The 18,470-nt window shown below is 52.2% G+C and carries 21 protein-coding genes and 3 pseudogenes; 23 read left to right on the top strand and 1 reads right to left on the bottom strand.

All coding sequences use genetic code 11. The features are described 5' to 3' along the window. Nucleotides 1–775 precede the first annotated feature (775 nt). From ACQE3Z_RS17620 to ACQE3Z_RS17690, 15 genes and pseudogenes are all read left to right on the top strand, one after another. On the top strand, nt 776–2,095 hold the full coding sequence (locus tag ACQE3Z_RS17620) for a hypothetical protein (RefSeq protein WP_426974796.1): 1,320 nt from the start codon (nt 776–778) through the stop codon (nt 2,093–2,095). A gap of 278 nt (nt 2,096–2,373) precedes the next feature. After that, a pseudogene (locus ACQE3Z_RS17625) lies at nt 2,374–3,074 on the top strand (PFL_4669 family integrating conjugative element protein). Next, nucleotides 3,064–3,558: a DUF3158 family protein gene (locus ACQE3Z_RS17630; protein WP_426974797.1), complete on the top strand. Its 495-nt coding sequence runs from the start codon at nt 3,064–3,066 to the stop codon at nt 3,556–3,558. The pseudogene ACQE3Z_RS17625 and the gene ACQE3Z_RS17630 overlap by 11 nt, the downstream one beginning before the upstream one ends. A gap of 565 nt (nt 3,559–4,123) precedes the next feature. After that, a complete protein-coding gene (locus ACQE3Z_RS17635) occupies nt 4,124–4,540 on the top strand; it encodes an STY4534 family ICE replication protein (protein ID WP_426974798.1) in 417 nt (138 codons plus the stop codon). 9 nt (nt 4,541–4,549) lie between these two features. Beyond that, entirely contained in the window at nt 4,550–4,903 is a 354-nt protein-coding gene (locus ACQE3Z_RS17640) for a hypothetical protein (protein ID WP_426974799.1), read from the top strand. Nucleotides 4,904–4,937: 34 nt separating this feature from the next. Further along, entirely contained in the window at nt 4,938–5,114 is a 177-nt protein-coding gene (locus ACQE3Z_RS17645; RefSeq protein ID WP_426974800.1) for a hypothetical protein, read from the top strand. Then, nucleotides 5,107–5,715, top strand: a complete 609-nt coding sequence (locus tag ACQE3Z_RS17650) for a hypothetical protein (RefSeq protein WP_426974801.1) — start codon at nt 5,107–5,109, stop codon at nt 5,713–5,715. Before ACQE3Z_RS17645 ends, ACQE3Z_RS17650 begins: the two co-directional genes overlap by 8 nt. 5 nt (nt 5,716–5,720) lie before the next feature. Next, nucleotides 5,721–6,371 (top strand): TIGR03759 family integrating conjugative element protein, encoded by a 651-nt coding sequence (locus tag ACQE3Z_RS17655; protein ID WP_426974802.1) that lies wholly within the window; start codon nt 5,721–5,723, stop codon nt 6,369–6,371. After that, nucleotides 6,347–6,880 carry a transglycosylase gene (locus ACQE3Z_RS17660; protein ID WP_426974803.1) on the top strand — a complete coding sequence of 178 codons (534 nt, stop codon included), beginning with the start codon at nt 6,347–6,349 and terminating at the stop codon, nt 6,878–6,880. Before ACQE3Z_RS17655 ends, ACQE3Z_RS17660 begins: the two co-directional genes overlap by 25 nt. Beyond that, the gene (locus ACQE3Z_RS17665) at nt 6,877–7,251 is read left to right on the top strand and encodes an integrating conjugative element protein (RefSeq protein WP_426974805.1); all 375 of its coding nucleotides are present in this window, start codon (nt 6,877–6,879) and stop codon (nt 7,249–7,251) included. Before ACQE3Z_RS17660 ends, ACQE3Z_RS17665 begins: the two co-directional genes overlap by 4 nt. Beyond that, the gene (gene traD / locus ACQE3Z_RS17670; protein ID WP_426974806.1) at nt 7,248–9,281 is read left to right on the top strand and encodes a type IV conjugative transfer system coupling protein TraD; all 2,034 of its coding nucleotides are present in this window, start codon (nt 7,248–7,250) and stop codon (nt 9,279–9,281) included. Before ACQE3Z_RS17665 ends, traD begins: the two co-directional genes overlap by 4 nt. Next, entirely contained in the window at nt 9,244–9,510 is a 267-nt protein-coding gene (locus ACQE3Z_RS17675) for a hypothetical protein (protein ID WP_426974807.1), read from the top strand. The genes traD and ACQE3Z_RS17675 overlap by 38 nt, the downstream gene beginning before the upstream one ends. Beyond that, nucleotides 9,510–10,193 carry a TIGR03747 family integrating conjugative element membrane protein gene (locus ACQE3Z_RS17680; protein WP_426974808.1) on the top strand — a complete coding sequence of 228 codons (684 nt, stop codon included), beginning with the start codon at nt 9,510–9,512 and terminating at the stop codon, nt 10,191–10,193. Before ACQE3Z_RS17675 ends, ACQE3Z_RS17680 begins: the two co-directional genes overlap by 1 nt. Nucleotides 10,194–10,323: 130 nt before the next feature. Next, nucleotides 10,324–11,097, top strand: a complete 774-nt coding sequence (locus ACQE3Z_RS17685; protein ID WP_426974809.1) for a type IV toxin-antitoxin system AbiEi family antitoxin — start codon at nt 10,324–10,326, stop codon at nt 11,095–11,097. After that, on the top strand, nt 11,090–12,007 hold the full coding sequence (locus ACQE3Z_RS17690) for a nucleotidyl transferase AbiEii/AbiGii toxin family protein (protein ID WP_426974810.1): 918 nt from the start codon (nt 11,090–11,092) through the stop codon (nt 12,005–12,007). The genes ACQE3Z_RS17685 and ACQE3Z_RS17690 overlap by 8 nt, the downstream gene beginning before the upstream one ends. A gap of 344 nt (nt 12,008–12,351) precedes the next feature. On the opposite strand, the gene ACQE3Z_RS17695 is transcribed toward ACQE3Z_RS17690, so the two are convergent. Then, a complete protein-coding gene (locus ACQE3Z_RS17695; RefSeq protein WP_426974811.1) occupies nt 12,352–13,014 on the bottom strand; it encodes a hypothetical protein in 663 nt (220 codons plus the stop codon). A gap of 145 nt (nt 13,015–13,159) precedes the next feature. On the opposite strand from ACQE3Z_RS17695, the gene ACQE3Z_RS17700 reads away from it, so the two are divergent. The 8 genes and pseudogenes from ACQE3Z_RS17700 to ACQE3Z_RS17735 all read left to right on the top strand — a co-directional run bounded on the left by ACQE3Z_RS17700 (nt 13,160) and on the right by ACQE3Z_RS17735 (nt 18,366). Then, the gene (locus ACQE3Z_RS17700; protein WP_426974812.1) at nt 13,160–13,471 is read left to right on the top strand and encodes an RAQPRD family integrative conjugative element protein; all 312 of its coding nucleotides are present in this window, start codon (nt 13,160–13,162) and stop codon (nt 13,469–13,471) included. Beyond that, nucleotides 13,468–13,701 carry a TIGR03758 family integrating conjugative element protein gene (locus tag ACQE3Z_RS17705; protein WP_426974813.1) on the top strand — a complete coding sequence of 78 codons (234 nt, stop codon included), beginning with the start codon at nt 13,468–13,470 and terminating at the stop codon, nt 13,699–13,701. The genes ACQE3Z_RS17700 and ACQE3Z_RS17705 overlap by 4 nt, the downstream gene beginning before the upstream one ends. A gap of 17 nt (nt 13,702–13,718) precedes the next feature. Beyond that, nucleotides 13,719–14,045 carry a TIGR03745 family integrating conjugative element membrane protein gene (locus tag ACQE3Z_RS17710; RefSeq protein WP_426974814.1) on the top strand — a complete coding sequence of 109 codons (327 nt, stop codon included), beginning with the start codon at nt 13,719–13,721 and terminating at the stop codon, nt 14,043–14,045. Between the two features lie 3 nt (nt 14,046–14,048). Beyond that, nucleotides 14,049–14,402 (top strand): TIGR03750 family conjugal transfer protein, encoded by a 354-nt coding sequence (locus ACQE3Z_RS17715; RefSeq protein WP_426974815.1) that lies wholly within the window; start codon nt 14,049–14,051, stop codon nt 14,400–14,402. Beyond that, a pseudogene (locus ACQE3Z_RS17720) lies at nt 14,399–14,479 on the top strand (PFL_4703 family integrating conjugative element protein); the annotation flags it as partial. The gene ACQE3Z_RS17715 and the pseudogene ACQE3Z_RS17720, both read left to right, overlap by 4 nt. Nucleotides 14,480–14,695: 216 nt before the next feature. Next, nucleotides 14,696–15,607, top strand: a complete 912-nt coding sequence (locus ACQE3Z_RS17725) for an ArdC family protein (RefSeq protein WP_426974816.1) — start codon at nt 14,696–14,698, stop codon at nt 15,605–15,607. A gap of 243 nt (nt 15,608–15,850) precedes the next feature. Beyond that, nucleotides 15,851–17,450 (top strand): annotated as a pseudogene (gene mobH / locus ACQE3Z_RS17730) (MobH family relaxase). Then, complete coding sequence (locus tag ACQE3Z_RS17735) at nt 17,440–18,366, top strand: tyrosine-type recombinase/integrase (protein WP_426974817.1); 927 nt, start codon at nt 17,440–17,442, stop codon at nt 18,364–18,366. The pseudogene mobH and the gene ACQE3Z_RS17735 overlap by 11 nt, the downstream one beginning before the upstream one ends. The last annotated feature ends 104 nt before the right edge of the window (nt 18,367–18,470 follow it).

Consider the following 18,470-nt stretch of genomic DNA (forward strand, 5'->3'; position numbering starts at 1 on the left):
AGCTGTTTTTAACCAATACACCCTATAGACTGTAAAAAAGACGACTTAACCTAATGAAATCTACTCAATCACCGAGCTGAAAAGGGAAATTGTTAAACTCCCCAATTCAAGTTTTTCGCGCGAATAACTTGAAGAAAAGGTGTGAATTAATTCTAACGCTAGATGGTTAGGCTAAGAGTGACAAATAAGGGAGTTTTTTATCTCTACATAAAAGAGAATTTTACGTGCCCTTTATGTAGAGATAAAAGGCAAAATAAGCTTTGATGCCAGTGAAATCACATCAATACCTATCAATCCAACACCAATCAATAGGTAAAAGGGTGATGCCATTGGCATCACATGAATACCTATCAATCCATCACAAATCAATAGATAAAACGACAATATCACTGGCTAGCCAAGAGAGCAGTATTATTCCACAGAGTTTTTAGTTAGACATGCTTGGTAACAATGAATGAAATATTAATAACCATAGTATTGCTTTGATTTAAAATAAAGGCTATAAAAGCAAATGACTATAAAACATGAAAATAATGATTCTATTATATATGTACATTAGATTTAAGTATTCACTGACTTATGGGTAATAAAGTGATCATACAGATGCCACTAACGAAAAATACAGAAAAACTTAACTGCTTGCATTATAAAAATAAGTACAATGCTTTTATGAAAATTAAAACCACAAGAAAAGTATAAAAATCATCATTTACTAAAAAATCAAGTGAAGATAAAACTTCACACTATATAATATTTAGAACTGAGGTTAAAAGATATGCCCGTTAATGAATCAGAAGAGAGGTTGCTTAACTTCACAAAGAAAACATTTCTGTCAATGTGGTCTCACAGTAATATTTTCTATAAGAAAGGAAAGGAATTTTGCGATGTAATGGTCGTCTTTGGCAATGATGTAATCATCATGTCAGATAAACTTATTAATTATAATATTGAAATTGACGAAAAAATCGCATGGAATAGATGGTATAAAAGTGCTATCGAAAGCAGCATAAAACAGCTAAATGGTGCATATAAACATATAAACTCATATCCCGACAATCTATATACTGATGCTCAAGCAACAGAGCCATTCTCAATGGAATTACCACATTCGGATGAAATATGCATTCATTTAATTGCTATCGCAAATGGTTGCTCTGACGCATGCTATAGAAAATACGGTCGCTATGGATTAAATATTGATACAGCATGTACCGGAAAAGACACTTTATTTACCATAGGTATACCCACAAGAAAATTCGTCCATATATTCAATGATAGCAGTCTAGATAAAATATTTACATGTTTAGATACAACCAGAGATTTCATTGATTACATTCAAGCTAGGGAAAACTTACTTACAACTTCAGATAAGCACATTAAAATATATGGCGAAGAAGAGCTATTGGCAGCCTGGATGCTTAGCCAGCCAGGTAATGCTCCGTTCCATATGCCATATGAACTATTTCGTACAGCAGATGACATTTATCATATCGGCCCAGGCCTTTGGGAACAATATAATAGCGATGAAAATCAAAGAATAAGACAAGAAACTCGAAAAAACTCCTATACTATAGATAATTTGATAGATCACATTCATACCGAATATGAAAACCAAAGTTTAATCATTGGTCAACATGAATCAATTAATTACCACGAGAGGGCTTTCAGATTATTAGCCTCTGAATCAAGACTTGGACGTCAACTTATTTCAATGCCATTAATTGAAGTCGCACAAGAAGATCCTGGATTCTTTTGGGCTAACATTGTCGAATCCAATGATTTTCCGGGATTGTTATACTTATGGTTAATTTACCCTGAGATACCAGAAGATGTCTCTGATGATATTGTTATAAATATATTATTTTCTCAACTCAGTAAATATTTACTTGTTGCACAATCCAAGTTTAGAGATATGAAAATAATTTTTGGCGCATGCTTGCCGAATATACAATCATCACGCAGGGATCGCCTTTTTATTGTTAATGATGCTTCATATTGGAATGAAGAGATGCAAAAGCTAGCAATTGAATATGAAAAAAATGAAGGTATACTTGCTAATATAACCAGCACTAAGAATTTTAGCATTAGAGCATAGCCTCTCTGGCGTTGATAATTCAGCGCCAGAATGACATTAATTTATAGATATAAAAATTGAAAGTATATAATTAAAAAACAAAGTTACAGGGATAACTAATCCTCGACATCAATTAATAAGAGAGAAGTCCTTACAAACTTAAAAATATTATCTAACCGAGTATAACGTTATTAATCTCTCTCCCAGCAATCTTCCCGTATGCGTATGCGTTTTCCCATTGCTCACAATCCCTCATGCCATCACTCTGCGCTGACACCCATCTGCAACAGGAAACACATATGTCGGACTACACCTTCAACATGGGACCCTTGCGTAGTGCGATCCATATTATTCAGCTTCACACCCATAATGCCACCCGACTGTGGACCGGGCGACGGGCGACCGAAAACGGCCCTGCGCCAATCATCGGAATGCCGCGCTTTATCGAAATCCTCAACCAGATGCGCATTGCCGCAGAACATAACGATCCTTACGCCGATCTGTGGATGCTGCGCATGGAAGAGAAACTGGTGCAATCGCGTAAGCTGATGCAAGTGATGCTGGATCAGGCGAAAGCCATGTTCAGCGAATTGCCAGAAGGCATCGATATTGAAACCTGCTTCAATATTCAGCCTGCTCGCTTTCCGCTGTTTATCAACGCCCCGCTGGCCTATCAGGGTGTTTATCTGCTGACCGACTTCGACCGCTCGCACGCCAGCTTCTGCTGGCCTCACATATCGCCGTCATCTCCCGCAGGGAAATGCACAACCGGTTAAATAATGGCGCAACGGTTATTCGTAGCGCCTTTGGTCTGGCGCAGAAGTATCACGGTTCCGGGCTGACTCGTCAGGACTTTATCGACGATACACCGCAGGCCAGAGCCGTCATTGAACGTTTAGGCCCGCTGCCGGAAGCGATACTGAGCGGCAAGCTGCGCTCATCGTTTTCATCACCATTGCCTGGTAAGACCGAAAATCCCAGAGCTGCCGATGATGAATAACCCCATAACCGGCTATCAGTCGCTGGCTGATGAAGACTATAAAATGCTGGCTTACGTCTCCTCGCTAAAAGGCCTTTTAAAGCCTTTTAAGAGTAAGAAGGAGCTGGAGCTGCTCGAGAGCAACTCCCGAAGCGTGCGCGAGATGATGGAGCCATTGATGCAGCGTCTAATCCAGAGCGCCAGACGCTACCCCGTGCGCCAGCTTCCGCTGATATTCACCATCGGCCCAGCCCCGTCCGGCGCAAACTTCCTGCGCTGGCGGAACCAGCAGAACAATAAATCTGGCACCCCGGCATTCTGCAACCTGATTGGCGATCCAAAAATCCTGCAACGTGCCAGAGATGCCTTGCTGGAAATCGAGCGGGATCGCATCGTGTTCAATATGCAGATGTCGGTACTGACCTTCATCATCCGCCAGGCACGGGAATGTCAGGAAAAGATGAACCAGGCAGAAATACTGTATCAGGGGCGGCAAAATAGCTGACGCAGGACATGAATTGCAGCACGACACTAAGCGACTGCGCGATTACTCTCAATGCACTCCCAACAGCGCGTCAAGTTTTACTGGTTCGCGCTCGTGACGCTCCCGTCGCGCAAAACACCCTTTACGCTCCTGTTCAGTATCATTCCGGGCGGATAGCAAGGCGACAGCCGTCTCGCTATCCGTCCGGAACTCCTGCTTTTTTCCGGCGCCCACCGGATAACAACGGGATCCGTTTGTGCGCAAGCGCCAGCTATGACGATTTACACTGCTGACAGAAATCGCGCGTAACCCTACGCGACCAGTGCCCCTTCAGCCCGCTGCACCTTAACAGCCTCCGTGCGGAACACAATATTTAAGGTGCAGCAAAACAGAATATCGCCTCGCAATTTCCCTTTCCCCTCGTTTAAATCCCCTTGCTTATCCGGTAGCCGGAACCTGCAAGCTGCCCGCCGTAAGGCGCGGTTCCATAGCCTTTTAATTGCGCAGCATCACACAGGCGCATCCCTTTCACCCGATGCACTCTGCATATCACCAAGCGTCGCGTTCAGCCACGCGGGAGGATCCTATGAACGAGAAAACTTACTTCAATCTGTACACCAGCGGTCTGGGTTACGTTAACCGTGTCTGCACCGTCACCCCTAAACGCGGCGAACCCTTTTTATGCTGTGACATTGCCGCATTAAGCGGGGCTGCCGATGACGTGGACTATGTCCGCTTTGACTGCAAAGTCACTGGCAGCGAAGCGCGTAAGCTGATTGCCCGCTGCGAGCAGGCGGTCAATGAAAAGCGCAAAGTGCTGATCCACTTCCGCCTGGGCGACTTATACGTCGATATGTTCACTTACAGCAAAGGCGAGCGTAAAGGCGAAACGGGCGTCAGCCTGAAAGCCCGACTGCTCTATATTGGCCTTATCAAAATCGACGGTGAAGTCGTCTGGCAGGCCGGAAATCAGGAAGCAGAGGCAGAAGCTGATGCAGCCTGAATCTTTATCGTGACGCCCACTCCGGGCGTCTTTTTTTCCTCACCGAAAAACAATTTCGCGTTGTCTGCCTTCCCACCATTGCGCATCCTCTGGCTATTCCTTACAAGATTCAGAGAAACAATGGCGCGAATAACAGGATGGGTTATCACATTGCTGATGCTGGGCGGCTGCACCGCGCCCCGAGAGCCCGTTGCGCCTACGCCAAAATCAGCCACACCACCCACGCCTGAAGTCGTGCGCTATGACCGCTACCTGCTGATTAACACCCGCCCCGACGAAGCTCAGCACAACCTGTTGCACCAGGTCGTCAACATCAACCTGCCGCTGAACCTGAAGCTCACCGTGGGCGACGCCTTCACCTAGCTGCTGAAACAGAGCGGCTACAGCCTGTGCGCCGATGCAGTTTCTGTCTGGCAAACCGCTGCCGCTTTCGCAATACCGGCTCGGCCCGATGCGACTGGAAGAGGCGCTGAAAACGCTGGCCGGACCGGGCTGGCTGATGCAGGCCGATGTACTTAACCGGGAAGTCTGTTTTCACCTGAACACGTCGGGAACGGGAGACCATCATGCTTAAACGCCTGGCCTACCTGATTGCTGGCGCTGCTCTCCTGCTGCTGGCGGCGGCGATGTTCTGGTGCTTTAACCGTCTGAATACCCTGACGCTGGCGCAGCAACAGACACAACGCCAGATAACTCAGTGGCGCGATCAGCCGCAGCCAGACAGCGATTATCAACAGCTACAGGCTGCTATAAAGAATATCACCGGACGCACGGAAGCCCTTGCCAGGCAGCTTAACGATGCCACCAGCTCTCAGGCCGAACGCCTTAAGCCCATTAACGAGCAGTTCAGGGAGCTGGACGGACAAGTCCGAACCCTGAGCACCAGTTATCAACACCTGCAACAACAGTCCGCCGCGCGCAGCCGCGCCAAGGCAAAACGCCCCGCCCCATCTCCGCTTTGGGCCGCAAAGGCCCCTTTTTCTCTTATCAGCAGCGAGTTCCGCGCCGGACGACAGTTCGCCGTCATTGCCCCATCCGGCTATCGCTCGCTCTCACAGCTTCAGCTTGTTGCTCCCGGCGACAGCGTGCAGGGCTGGCAACTGCTGCAACTGGACGACAGTTACGCCACTTTCCGTAAAGGCGGGCAGCGGCTGGCGCTGAACGCCGGAGAGTAAAACCGATGCGCAGATACCTGTTGCTGTGCCTTTTACTACTGCCGCTGTTTGCCAGCCCCCAGCAAACCCGTATTGAAGAACAGACCATCACCCACACTCAGGCACAGCAGTGGGGATTAAACGACAGCGAATGGGAGCACTACCAGCAACTGCGGCAGGGCGAGCGCGGCATCTGGTCGCCGGGACTCGATCCCCTAACCACCCTCGGCGTGGAAGCCAACAGCGACGCTGAACGCCAGCGCTACGCCGAGCTACTGGCCCGTAAAGAGCATCAGCGGGTGGAAAAAGAACTGGCGTTCCAGCGTGCTTACAACCAGGCATGGAAGCGGCTTTATCCGACTCTGACACCCATCCGTAGCATCGTCCAGCCACGGCTGGCGCTGTTCGTCAGCGAAAAATGCCCGGCCTGCGAGACGCTGGCGCAGAAGCTTCTCAACGACGACCGCCCACTGGACATCTGGCTGATCAACAGCCGTAACGACGATGCCATCCTGCAACGCTGGGCACAGCGCCAGCATATTGATATGCGCAAAGTCGAACGCGGGCAGATAACGCTTAATCACGATAACGGGCGCTGGCAACGCCTCGGCGGTGGAAAACTACCGTTATTGCTGGAACAACAGGGGGAGCAATGGCATCCCGTCTCTGCGCCCTGACAGTCGGCCTGCTTATCAGCACTCACGCCTGCGCCGTGCCGCCGCTGTATGAACAAATCGCCCGCCAGCAGCGGGTTCCGGCTGAACTGCTTTACGCGGTGGCCCGCGCTGAAAGCGGCACCCGACTGGCGCAGGGGCTGCATCCGTGGCCGTGGACGCTTAATATTGCCGGAACCGGCTACCATTACCCCAGCCGTTCGTCAGCCTGCCGGGCATTGCTGGACTTCGCCCGTACCCACAGCCTGAAACGCATCGACTCCGGGCTGGGACAGATTAATCTCGGCTGGAACGGCCACTGGTTTCCCTCGCTGTGTGCCAGCTTTGATCCCGCGGGCAATCTCACCGTTACTGCCCTGCTGCTGCGTCAGCACTACAACGCATTCCCCGGAAGCTGGCTGGACGCCGCCGCCCGCTACCACCACCCCGCCGGGGGTAAAGCCGCTTCCATTTATCGCCAGAAAATCAGCCAGCAAATCCGGTTGCTATCAGCATCAGGGACCTCGTCATGAAATACCTTATTCCAGCGATGCTGTTGGCCGCTGCCGCCGCTATTGCCGGGCCTGCCGTTCCCATGCAGGCGCTGGATGAAGCGCGGTTACTGCCGGTCGTCACCCACAATCTGCATCCCGGTCAACAACCTCGTCTGGCACTCAATCTGCCGGGGATGACGCCACTGTTTTTAATCGGCGACGATCCGCTGTCCACAGAATGGCTGCGCCAGCACCGGGACGCGTTAAGAATCCTGCACGCCACCGGGCTGGTCGTGAACGTCGCCACGCTGGCGCGGTTGAATGCCCTGAGGGCTATCGCTCCAGCATTAACGCTGCTGCCCATCAGCGCCTATCCGGTGCTCATCACCGACAAGGGGCTGGAACCGTGAGGCTCGATTTTATCCTGCGCCCGGCAGTGGAGCTTTACAGCGCCAGCGCGGCCCTGCTGGCGGCAGTATGGTGCGTAGCGGCTCCGCAAACGCTGCTGCTTACTCCCCTTCCTGGCTGTCTGCTGGCGCTGGTATTGCTTGCACTGTCGGCCCTACGTCTAAAGCAGGGGCTGCGCATCCTGCGCTTTCGCCGCCGCGTGTGCCATCTGCCACTCTGGACGATCTCCGCGAGCCGTATCCCATTGTTCCCCGACGCGCTGTTTCTCGGGCGCGGCTTTCGCTGGCTGCCCACGCATACCCAGCGGCTGTATCTAAGTCGCCTGCCACAGAGTGAACACTGGCTACGGACGGATCGTCTTTCCGCCTGCGGCGGCGATCCGCTGTTGCATGGCGTGGAGCTGCGCGAAGGCCGTGTCACCTTGCCGCTGCGCGATCGACCAGGGCATACGTTGGTGCTCGGCACCACCCGCGTCGGCAAAACCCGGCTGGCGGAGCTGCTGATTGCCCAGGATATCCGCCGTGGCGACACGGTGATTGTTTTCGATCCCAAGGGCGACGCCGATTTACTGCGTCGCGTGTGGGCAGAGGCGCACCGCGCAGGGCGGGAAAGCGTCTTCTGGCTGTTCCATCTCGGCTGGCCGGAAATTTCCGCCCGCTACAACGCCGTCGGAAGTTTTGGCCGCATCTCAGAAGTGGCCAGCCGCATCGCCGGGCAGCTTTCCACCGAAGGCAACTCCACCGCCTTCCGCGAGTTTGCCTGGCGCTTCGTCAACATCATTACCCGCGCCCTGGTGGCGCTGGGCCAGCGCCCGGACTATGCCCGTATCGCCCGTCACGTTATCAATATCGACGAACTGTTTATCGACTACGCCCGCGTCTTTCTGCCCGGTCACGACCGTCAGGCATGGGACAACGTGGTACGGATTGCCGGTGGCACCACTGAAAAAAACACGCCGCGAAACCTTCAGGGACGGGACAGCTACGTCGTGGCACTGGAACAATATCTTTCCACCACCCGGCTGCATGACCCGATCCTCGACGGCCTGCGCTCCGCCGTACGCTACGACAAAACCTATTTCGATAAGATCGTCGCCTCTCTACTGCCGCTTCTGGAAAAGCTGACCACCGGGAAAATCGCGCAACTGCTGGCTCCGGACTACGGCAACCTCAACGACCCACGCCCGGTGTTTGACTGGCAGCAGGCGATTCGCCAGCGGGCGATTGTCTATGTCGGGCTGGATGCGCTATCCGATGCAGAAATTGCCGCCGCCGTGGGCAACTCGATGTTTGCCGATCTGGTCAGCGTCGCCGGGCATATCTACAAGCACGGTGTGATGGACGGCCTGCCGCAGACGGAAGAAAAAGTGGCAATCAACCTACACTGCGATGAGTTCAGCGAACTGATGGGCGATGAATTTATTCCGCTGATCAACAAAGGCGGCGGCGCGGGCATACAAGTCACGGCCTACACCCAGACGCTTTCCGATATCGAAGCCCGCATCGGCGACCGCGCCAAAGCGGGACAGGTAGTTGGCAACTTCAACAGCCTGATCATGATGCGGGTACGGGAGTCCGCCACCGCCGAACTGCTGACCAGACAACTGCCGCAGGTGGATGTGCTCAGCAACAGCGTCAGTTCCGGCGTCACCGACAGCGCCGACGTTCAGGGCAACATCGGTTTTTCCAGCAATACCCAGGATCGGGTGAGCAGCGTACAGGTGCCGCTACTGGAACCCGCGTCACTGGTTCAGCTCCCTAAAGGTCAGGCGTTCGCCCTGCTGGAAGGCGGTCAGCTCTGGAAACTACGCATCCCGTTACCAGACACAGCGCACGATCCGCTGATGCCGGAAAACATCGCGCAAATCGCCCGTTATATGGAAAAACAGTACGACAGCATACCCGTATGGTGGAACCGCCCGGAGACAGTTGTAACGGCGAAAAATGACCCTATTTTATGGCTGAACGACAGCGAAACCACGGAGAAACTGACCGATGATACCCCGGACACACCGCCAGCTTGTAAGCGTTGAAGTGATGCGGCCTGCGCAAACGCTGCCTCTTCCCCTGCAACAGGCGGTGGAAGCGCTGACGCAGGGAGAAATGCCCGATCAGATTATCGCCCGCATGAATTTGCAGGGCTTTCAGGCATGGCGCGAACCTGCATCACCACAGGATGAACACGACATTTTTCAGATACGACTGGATGAGGCGCACGAGGCTCGATTCCTCTGCCGCTATATAACCCTGCCGCTGCACTGATGTCCGAACATGCGCCACCGCCGCCTGCACGCCGCCCCGGACTAATTGGCTGGCTCGCATTGTTACCTGGAGTGCTGGTTGGCTTTTGTCTCGGCGCATGGATGCTGGCGATAGCGCTGGAGTGGCTGGGCGAAGCGTTTTTCTGGCGGAATAACTGCGCCAGCCACAGTGAACAGGTATTGCAGGCAACATGGCACTGGTGGAGAAGTTCCGCTGGCGCACCGATGTGGTTAGTAGAAGATCTGGCGCTTGTCAGTGATAAGCTGCAACAAGGGATCGTAGCGCTGATTGCTTCTCTCAACGGGCAAAGCGGGTTGTTCTGGACAGAGACGGTCACTACGGTGATCCGCTGCGCGTTATTGTCTGCGGGTAACGTCACCCTCACCTTTCTGCTGCGGCTGGTGATTTTGTTGCAGGCACTGCCGCTGTTTGTGCTGACCATCGTCATCGGGCTGATTGACGGACTGGTACGTCGCGACTTACGGCGATTCGGCGCAGGCCATGAGTCCGGGTTTGTTTATCACCATGCCAGGCGTATGATTTCATCCAGCCTGGTTGCGACGGGACTGGTGTGGCTGGCGGTGCCGATTTTTCTTGTGCCAGAGTATGTGTTTATACCAGCGGCGGCAGGGATTGGGCTGGCGGTATCCATGACGGGCGGATCTTTCAAAAAATACGTCTGATGTCATCATTTCCAGCCCAACTGATACAACTCTCGCTGGCAACATTTATGCTGCGACAGACACCGTACATTGACTTTTCACTCGCCAAATAGTTTACTTTTTTTATTATAGTTACACCCTGAGTGAATCTATGTCATCAAAAATAAACTGGCTGTTGCAAAACACCTCTCCGGGAAGCCTGGTTTTGCAATCCTGGCTAACCCGGAACAACATATCGCCTTCTCTGACCTTTAAATATGCGCAAAGTGGCTGGCTGAAAAAACTGCGGGCTGGCGTTTATGCGCGCGCAGGACGAGAACCAGACTGGAGTGATGCGCTATGGTGTCTGCAAAGCCAGCTTGAAGCGCCGGTGCATCTGGCCGGACTGAGTAGTCTCTCCTGGCAGGGCCGTTCCCATTACCTGCAACTTAAGCAGAGTCAATGCTGGCTTAGCGTTGAAAGCAAAACGATATTACCCAAATGGTTTAAAGAATTTCCCGGCGTTGAGTGGCTGATAGTATCAGCTCTGAAGCTTCCTAAACTAGATGAGAAGTACCGAACCGAGCTTGACGTTAAAGGGAAAAAAATAACCGCCAGCGTACCAGAACTGGCAGCCTATGAGCTGTTAAGCGCAGTCCCTCAGGAAATCTCATTTGGGCACGCTGCCGAGCTTTTTCAGGGGCTGGTCAATCTCAACCCACGTAAAGTGGAGAAGCTGCTTACGCTCAGCCAGTCCGTACAAACCAAGCGCCTGTATCTGTTTTTCGCCAGTTTCTATGAACATGCATGGTTCAAACGCGTGGATACCAGCAAAATCGACCTGGGATCGGGAAACCGACAAGTCGTTGTTAATGGCAAGCTGGACACGCAATACCAGATTACCGTGCCCGAAAATTTTACCAAGAAGGGAATAAGCCATGGATAAAACCTCCCCCTACTACCGCCAGGTCGCCCTGCTGGTGCGAGCATTACCCTATGTCGCTAACGAGACCTGTTTTGCGCTGAAAGGCGGTACAGCGATCAACTTATTTATCCGTGATTTTCCCCGATTGTCCGTTGATATCGATCTGGCTTACACCCCGCTGGAAAGCAGAGAGGTTGCATTACCCAACGTGCGGGAGGCGCTCACCCGCATCGCCGGTGAACTGGAAACACAAGCGGGGCTCAGCGCAGTGCTGCAAACCAATAATCCAGATGAGATGCGTATCATAGCCACCACGGACGACGCGCAAATTAAAATCGAAGTTTCACCAGTAGCCCGGGGAACATTGTATCCACCGCAAGAACGCGACGTCGTGGAAGCCGTGGAGGAAGAATTTGGTTTTGCCGCGATCCCGGTTGTCTCACTGCCTGACTTATACGGCGGCAAGCTGTGTGCTGCGTTAGATCGCCAGCATCCCAGAGATTTCTACGACGTTAAAATGCTCCTTGATACACAAGGAATCGACCGCGCAATATTCAATGGCTTTATCGCTTATTTGCTTAGCCATAATCGCCCATTGTCCGAAGTGCTTAGCCCACGCTGGAAGGATATTACTGAACCCTTTCAAAATGAATTCAGCGGCATGACCTTTGAGGAGGTCTCACTGGAAGCGCTGAGAGAGGTCCCGGAAAGAATGCTCAGAGCGTTGAAAGCGCATTTCACTCAACAAGATTTCGACTTCCTGACGTCATTTAAACGAGGGGAGCCTGACTGGAATTTAGCACCAGAAACCCATATTCAGAATTTGCCAGCCGTTCAATGGAAGCTGCGCAATATTGGACGGATGTCGGAGGAAAAGCGCGTGCAGTCGCTGGAGAAACTGGAAAAGGTCATGACAGAATGGCTGAGCTAGTTTATTAAATTTAGTATAGTTACTCCAATAGTGAAACTATATCATTTTTTATAAACCAGCAAAGCAATCCCGGGATCAATTTCCTTCCAGCACTTAAAACCAGGATTGCTATTGGCCTCGCAAGAGATCGAGTTTGTCAGGACCTGCGGTGCTTTGACGCAAGCCATGAGTCCGGATTTATTTATCGTCATGCCAGGCAGCAACGGGGTTAGCGTGGCTGGTAGTAAGTTTATTTACACGCAAGAGTATATATTGGTGCCGGGAACGGTAGGGAATTGGACTAACGGTATCTACGGCGGGTGAGGCGTTCAAAAAGTATATGTGTTCGCCCCATCATCAACAAATCATTCAGATGAATTATTATATTGAGTCTGTAGTATCTTACTTAGTAATTTACATTCCTCAGGCCGAGGTATCATTCTCCCAAAAGCAATAAAGAAAAGGAACATAACCACAGCAACTGTATATAATATCAAATGTCCCCAAACAGGAATTTGTTCATGTCTGTAAGTAGAAAGTATTAAAGATAAAATAGCAAGAGACAGGAACTGAAGCGAAAACAAAATATACATAACGTTCTCAAACCAGAAAGAAAATCCTTTCTTGAATACAAGAGCTCCATCTTTAATCAGCAAAAACGCCCTGAATTTCTTGAAGAAACCGATAGATATTAAATCTCTATTTTCTACAAATAGCCGCAAAATGATTTTTTTTCTGGCGACATCAGAAATTCCAGTCATACGATGGCTGGTTATTCTCTCAATATCATCTTTTATACAGATGCTCACTTCATCCGATAGCTCGTGGCTATCCAGAAGGCGCTGCAACTCATTTAATTTGGAGTTCCTGACTTCATTAAAAAATCCGACAATCCCTCGTATTTTCCAGATAACCAGAGCCAAAGGCCCTGCAATAAAAATAAAGAGAAGAATCTGCTTTATCTGCAATGCACCGCTAGACACAGCAGAAGTGAGCCATCCGTTCACTATATCCAACATTTTATCCATAGCCTATTCCTCACAAAATGAAACCGTATATGAGGATAAAGCAGCACAACATAAACCTGGTAATCGTATTTTCAATTTCTGGCTGAAATCTACATGCAGATCGTTGCATGGTACTCTATAAACCAGAACTGAAGAAAAACCGCTTATGCAAACCATCGCAACATTTATCGCCAGCCTGTTTATAATCAGCCCCGCTCTCGCAGCCCCCCTCACCGAGCGCGAAGAGCTAACCCTGTCCCTCAACCAGCTTAACCAAATCGAAGCCTCGCTCCACCGCGCACAGCAAAGCGCCAGAACCGGCATCAATGAGCGCTACTATTTCGATTACCCACGCATCCACAGCGATATCACCATCCTGCGTAACGGGATTAAACACTACCTTACTCCCGCTCGCGCCCAGCCGCGTGATGTGATGACGATGGTCGGGCAATACCGTCAGGAGAAAACCACGCCATGACCCCCGAACAAATCAGCGCTTTCCAGGCTGCCAGCCAGGTAAAACCCGCCGCCGTCAACCTGGTCATGCTTGGCCTGTTTAGCGCCTTTTTACTGCTGTGGGTCGTCTGGGTGCTGAATGACGCTTACCGGGGCGTGACAACCGCGCGGGTAAGCTGGCGGGCGCTGGGCAGCATCGCCGGACGAACCATCTTACTGCTGCTGGTCAGCTTCTGGCTGGTGCTGAGCTAACCGCTTCAGGAGGCACAATGAAAAAATGGCTATTCAGATGGCTGCTGGGGTTCCCTGTTTTGTCTGCCCGCGCCGATCTTCCGAAAATGGAGGATCCCTCCCGTGGGCAGGGCGAGGGCATCATGCAAACATTGCAGAATTACGGTTACGACATTGTGGTCCGGATGACACTGGGCATCTGCGCCATTGGCTTTCTGGTCGTCGCCAACAACTGCATCGCCACCTATTCCGAAATCCAGGCAGGACGAAAACAGTGGAAAGACCTGGGCGCAATGGCGGGCGTTGGCGCGGTATTGCTGGTGATCACCATCTGGTTGCTTAATCAGGCCTCGGACATTCTGTAAACCATGAATACCATCCCCTTTCTCCCGGAACGACTGAACCGCGAGCCTGCGGTGTTTCGCGGCCTGACGGTCAGCGAGCTGCTGATAGCGCTGCTTATCGGGCTGGCTACTGGCGCAATCGCTGGAACCATTCCGGCAATACTGTGGCGAAACTGGAGCCTTATCCCCGGCTACTCTCTGCCCGGCGGTGCGCTGGCGATCCTCTGCGGTGGACGCTGGCTGACGCGGCTGAAGCGCGGGCGTCCGGAGAGCTGGCTGTACCGGGCGCTGGAGCTGAAACTGGCCCACTTCGGGATCGGCACACAACGCTTTGTGCTGCATGATGGCGTCTGGGCCATTCGCCGGAGCCGGCGATGAGCGCCTTTAAGCACGCGCTGGCCGCGCGGGATGCGCATATCCGCACCCTGCATATTACGCTGGTTGCGTTATTCCTGACCGTAAGAGCATTAATTTCGGTCTGTACTGTTTGCCCCCTGACGGCAGCAGCAATGTACCGCTGATGACGCCGCTGCGCTTAACGCTTGAGGATAACCACCTGTTGGTTACTGCCCTTCATACCAGCTGATTGCCTCAGCATCCTTCACTCCCCGTGCCGGGCGACTCCCGACCGGGAGCGCTGTACCCGGCTTCTTAATCATGAGGTTAAACTTATGGACAGAAGCAACGATCTTTATCAGAAAGTCACCGATAAAATTATCGCCGCGCTGGAGAAAGGCGTGATCCCCTGGGTTCGACCATGGCGGGAAGGAGAACCGGTGGTGCCGATGAATGCCTTATCCGGGCGGTTGTATCACGGCATCAATATTCCTCTGCTCTGGAACAGTGCTGAACGGCAGGGATACGAGAGCGATCGCTGGCTGACCTTCACACAAATTCGCAATGCGGGCGGTAATATCCGCAAAGGCGAAAAATCGACACTGGCCGTGTTCTATCTGCCCCAGCAGCGCGAGGTTGTGGACAGCAATGGGAACACGGTTCTTGATGCTGACGGCAACCCCAAAGTGACGTCTTACGCTGTGGTACGCGAGTTCCGGTTGTTCAACCTTCAGCAATGCGAAGGACTGCCGGAAGCCTTCTCGCAACCTGTCGTGATGGTCAATGATCCCATTGCCGCCGCTGAGCAGGTTGCCCGGCAAAGCGCAGTGACGATCACTCACCGACGCCAGAACCGGGCATATTACTCGCCGGGACGCGATTGCATCATCATGCCGCATCCTGAGCAGTTCACTTCGCGTGAGGACTATTACGGCGCGCTATTGCATGAGCTGACGCACGCTACCGGACATGCTTCGCGACTGAGTCGGGACGGCATTACCGCCGGAAACCATACCTTTGGCGATCCGACGTATAGTTTTGAAGAACTCGTCGCCGAAATGGGGTCTGCATTTCTCTGCGCCCATGTTGGTATTCAGGCGAAGCTACAGCATGACAGCTACATCGCATCGTGGCTGAAGGTGTTACAGCAGGACAAAAAAGCGATTTTCCGTGCCAGCGGATTAGCGCGTAATGCCTGCGAATACCTGCTTGAACGGGCGCAGCAGCCGTTAGCGCTGAGCGCATGATCTTCATATTCACGGCGGAGCATCCCTGCTCCGCCGTTTTTCTTTACTCCAATAAATTTGCGCGGCCCAATAAACAATTTCGTCCCAAATCTGGCGGCACCAAAAGGCAAAATCCTAAAGGTTAAGGGGAAGAGTGTGAAGGGGTAACGGGCTTACCCGAAAAAGGGGCTTCCCTTCTTCTTTCGGGTTGCAGATGCATTGGCTTTCCTGCAACCCAAAATCCATTGGGTATAAAGGGCCATTATGCGGATATGGCTGACGCGCAAAAAACCAGTAACCACACCATCCGACGGCAAGCCGAGCGCCACGGAGGGATGGCTGCAACCTGAATCTTCGCAAACACTACTGGCTGTCTCATCGCGCCAGCAGCTTATCCAGTTTATTCGCCAGAGCACCGCGCTTCCTGCCTCGCTATTTGAACGCTTCTGGTTAACGCCGCTCCACCGCTTTGCGGAACTGGCGCAGTCATTCCCCGCCTCGGAAAACCACCATCATGCCCATGCAGGCGGTCTGCTCGATCACAGCCTCGAAGCCGCCTGTTATGCCGCACGGCTGCGGCAGAGTTATCTTTTCCCGCCTGATGCAGCACCGGAAGATCAGGCCGCTCAGTCCGAACGCTGGACAACGGTCATCATCTACGCTGCTCTGCTGCACGATGTGGGCAAACTTGTCACCGATATTGAGGTGGAAGATGCCAGCGGGCAACGCTGGTTTCCATGGCATGGTCCGCTGGTCCAGGCTTATCGGTTCCGCTATTTGCCGCAACGTGATTATCTGCGCCATCCGGCAGCGGCAGCCCTTCTGCTTACCCAACTTCTCCCGCCGGAAAACCTCGACTGGCTCGCCGCCGACGCCGCTGCGTTGTCCACTCTGCTGCACTGCCTGAACGGACAGTATCAATATGCCGGGCTGGCGGGTGAACTGGTGCAGAAAGCCGACCGGGCATCGGTGGCGTTTAATCTCGGTGGCGATCCGGTCAAGGCCATTCATCGCCCGCAAACCTCGCTGCCGCAGCAAATAATCGCCGCCCTGCGCGACCTGCTGGGGCATGAATTCAGGCTCAATAACCCGAACGGCGGCTCTGACGGCTGGCTGACTGAAGAGGCTCTGTGGCTGGTCAGCAAGAACGCTGCCGATGCCGTGCGTGGCTGGGATTGACGCCGTACCGCAGCATAACGTGCGGCTGTTCGATGAGATGCAGGCGCATCAGTTACTGATCCCATGCGTAGACAAGGCTATCTGGCATTGCCGGATTACAGCCAACGGAGGCTGGAGCAGTGAACTCACACTATTGCGCTTCACCCCCTCGCTGATTTGGGAGGATCCACAGCAACGTCCTGCAATCTTTAGTGGAACAGTTACGCCGTTAACGGAAGCGCTAAAAGAGACAGAAGCCGTAGTTTCAGGAGACGCACCTGTGGAACAATCACCCACCGAACCAGATGACACGCCATTTTCGGGCGAAACATTCTGGCAGTGGCTGGTTGATAACTGCCGGGCGCAGCATCTGAAAATAAACGAACCCAACGCCCGGATCCACACCGTCGCCGGGACGGCGTTTCTGGTCACTCCCGGTATTTTTAAACTCTGGCTGGACGCCTGTAGCCAGAATGAACCTGCGGAGCGCTGGCGGGAAGTACAGAAAGGATTTCAGAATCTGCACCTTCACCGAAAAAGAAAAAACGGCCTCAACATCTGGCACTGCGCCGTTGTCGGTCCGCGCCGTAGCTCACGTCTGAAGGGATATCTTCTTGACGATCCCACGCCGCTTTTTGGAGATGACATTCCCTTCAATAACCCTCATCTCTTGCTCAGTGAAGGAAAAGATGCAAATGACCTTTGAAAAACTCCTGGAAGAGTATTTTTTTGCCCGACTATTGCGCCCTGATACCCAGGACTGCTATCGCACGGCGGTAAATCAGTTTACCCACTGGCGCAACGTCCTGCCCGCCGAAGTAACGCCTCATACGGTACTGGAGTGGCGCAGCTATCTGTTAAATGTGCGCGGTATAAAGCCGGTGAGCTGGAATCACTATATGCGCCATATGCGGGCATTATATAACTTTGCGATTGAACAGGGCCTTCTGGAGCAGTTTATCAATCCGTTTCATAAAACATCGCTTCGGGAATCCCGCAAGAAAAAGAAAACCCTGTCCCGCGAGCAGATCCTCGCCTCACGCAAAATACTGAACCATTTTATTGAACAGGAGAATACACAGCGAGGCTACCGTTCACCGTTCTATCCGGCCTGGTTCTGGCTGGCCATGGTCGAAACGTTCAACTACACCGCTATCCGTCTGAACCAGCTTATTCATCTACGCGTCAAAGATGTCGATCTGGTCTATGACACCCTGTTTATTCAGAGTGAGGGCAGTAAAAGCCATGATGAACATCTTGTTCCCACCGCCTCACGGCTACGACCATATCTGGAACATTTACTTGCCGAGGCCGAAACGCATGGCATGCGGGCAGGCGAGCAGTTGTTTAATATCAACCAATTCAGTCGGCGGACGCTACGGCAGGGCAAAGTAATGACGGAAAATCAGGTCAGTTATTTCTTTGCCAAACTCAGCGATGCCTGCCACAGCCGCTTTTCACCGCACCGCTACCGGCACACCGTCGCCACCGAACTGATGCAGAAACCAGAGCAAAATCTGTATGTCACGCAGAAACTGCTCGGCCACCGCGATATTAAGGTGACGCTCAGCTATATTGAACACAATGTCGAGATGCTCAGAAGTTGTGTGGAGAGAGATTGACAAAACAGGAAGTGAGTGAAAAGATCCGGCCCGAAGCTTTATAAACAAAAAAGCCGGATATGCGGCTTTTTTTCAATTGCCGTCAACGTCCAGCTTCATTGTAC

The organism is Pantoea sp. FN0307 (assembly GCF_050113815.1).
GTDB lineage: Bacteria > Pseudomonadota > Gammaproteobacteria > Enterobacterales > Enterobacteriaceae > Mixta > Mixta alhagi.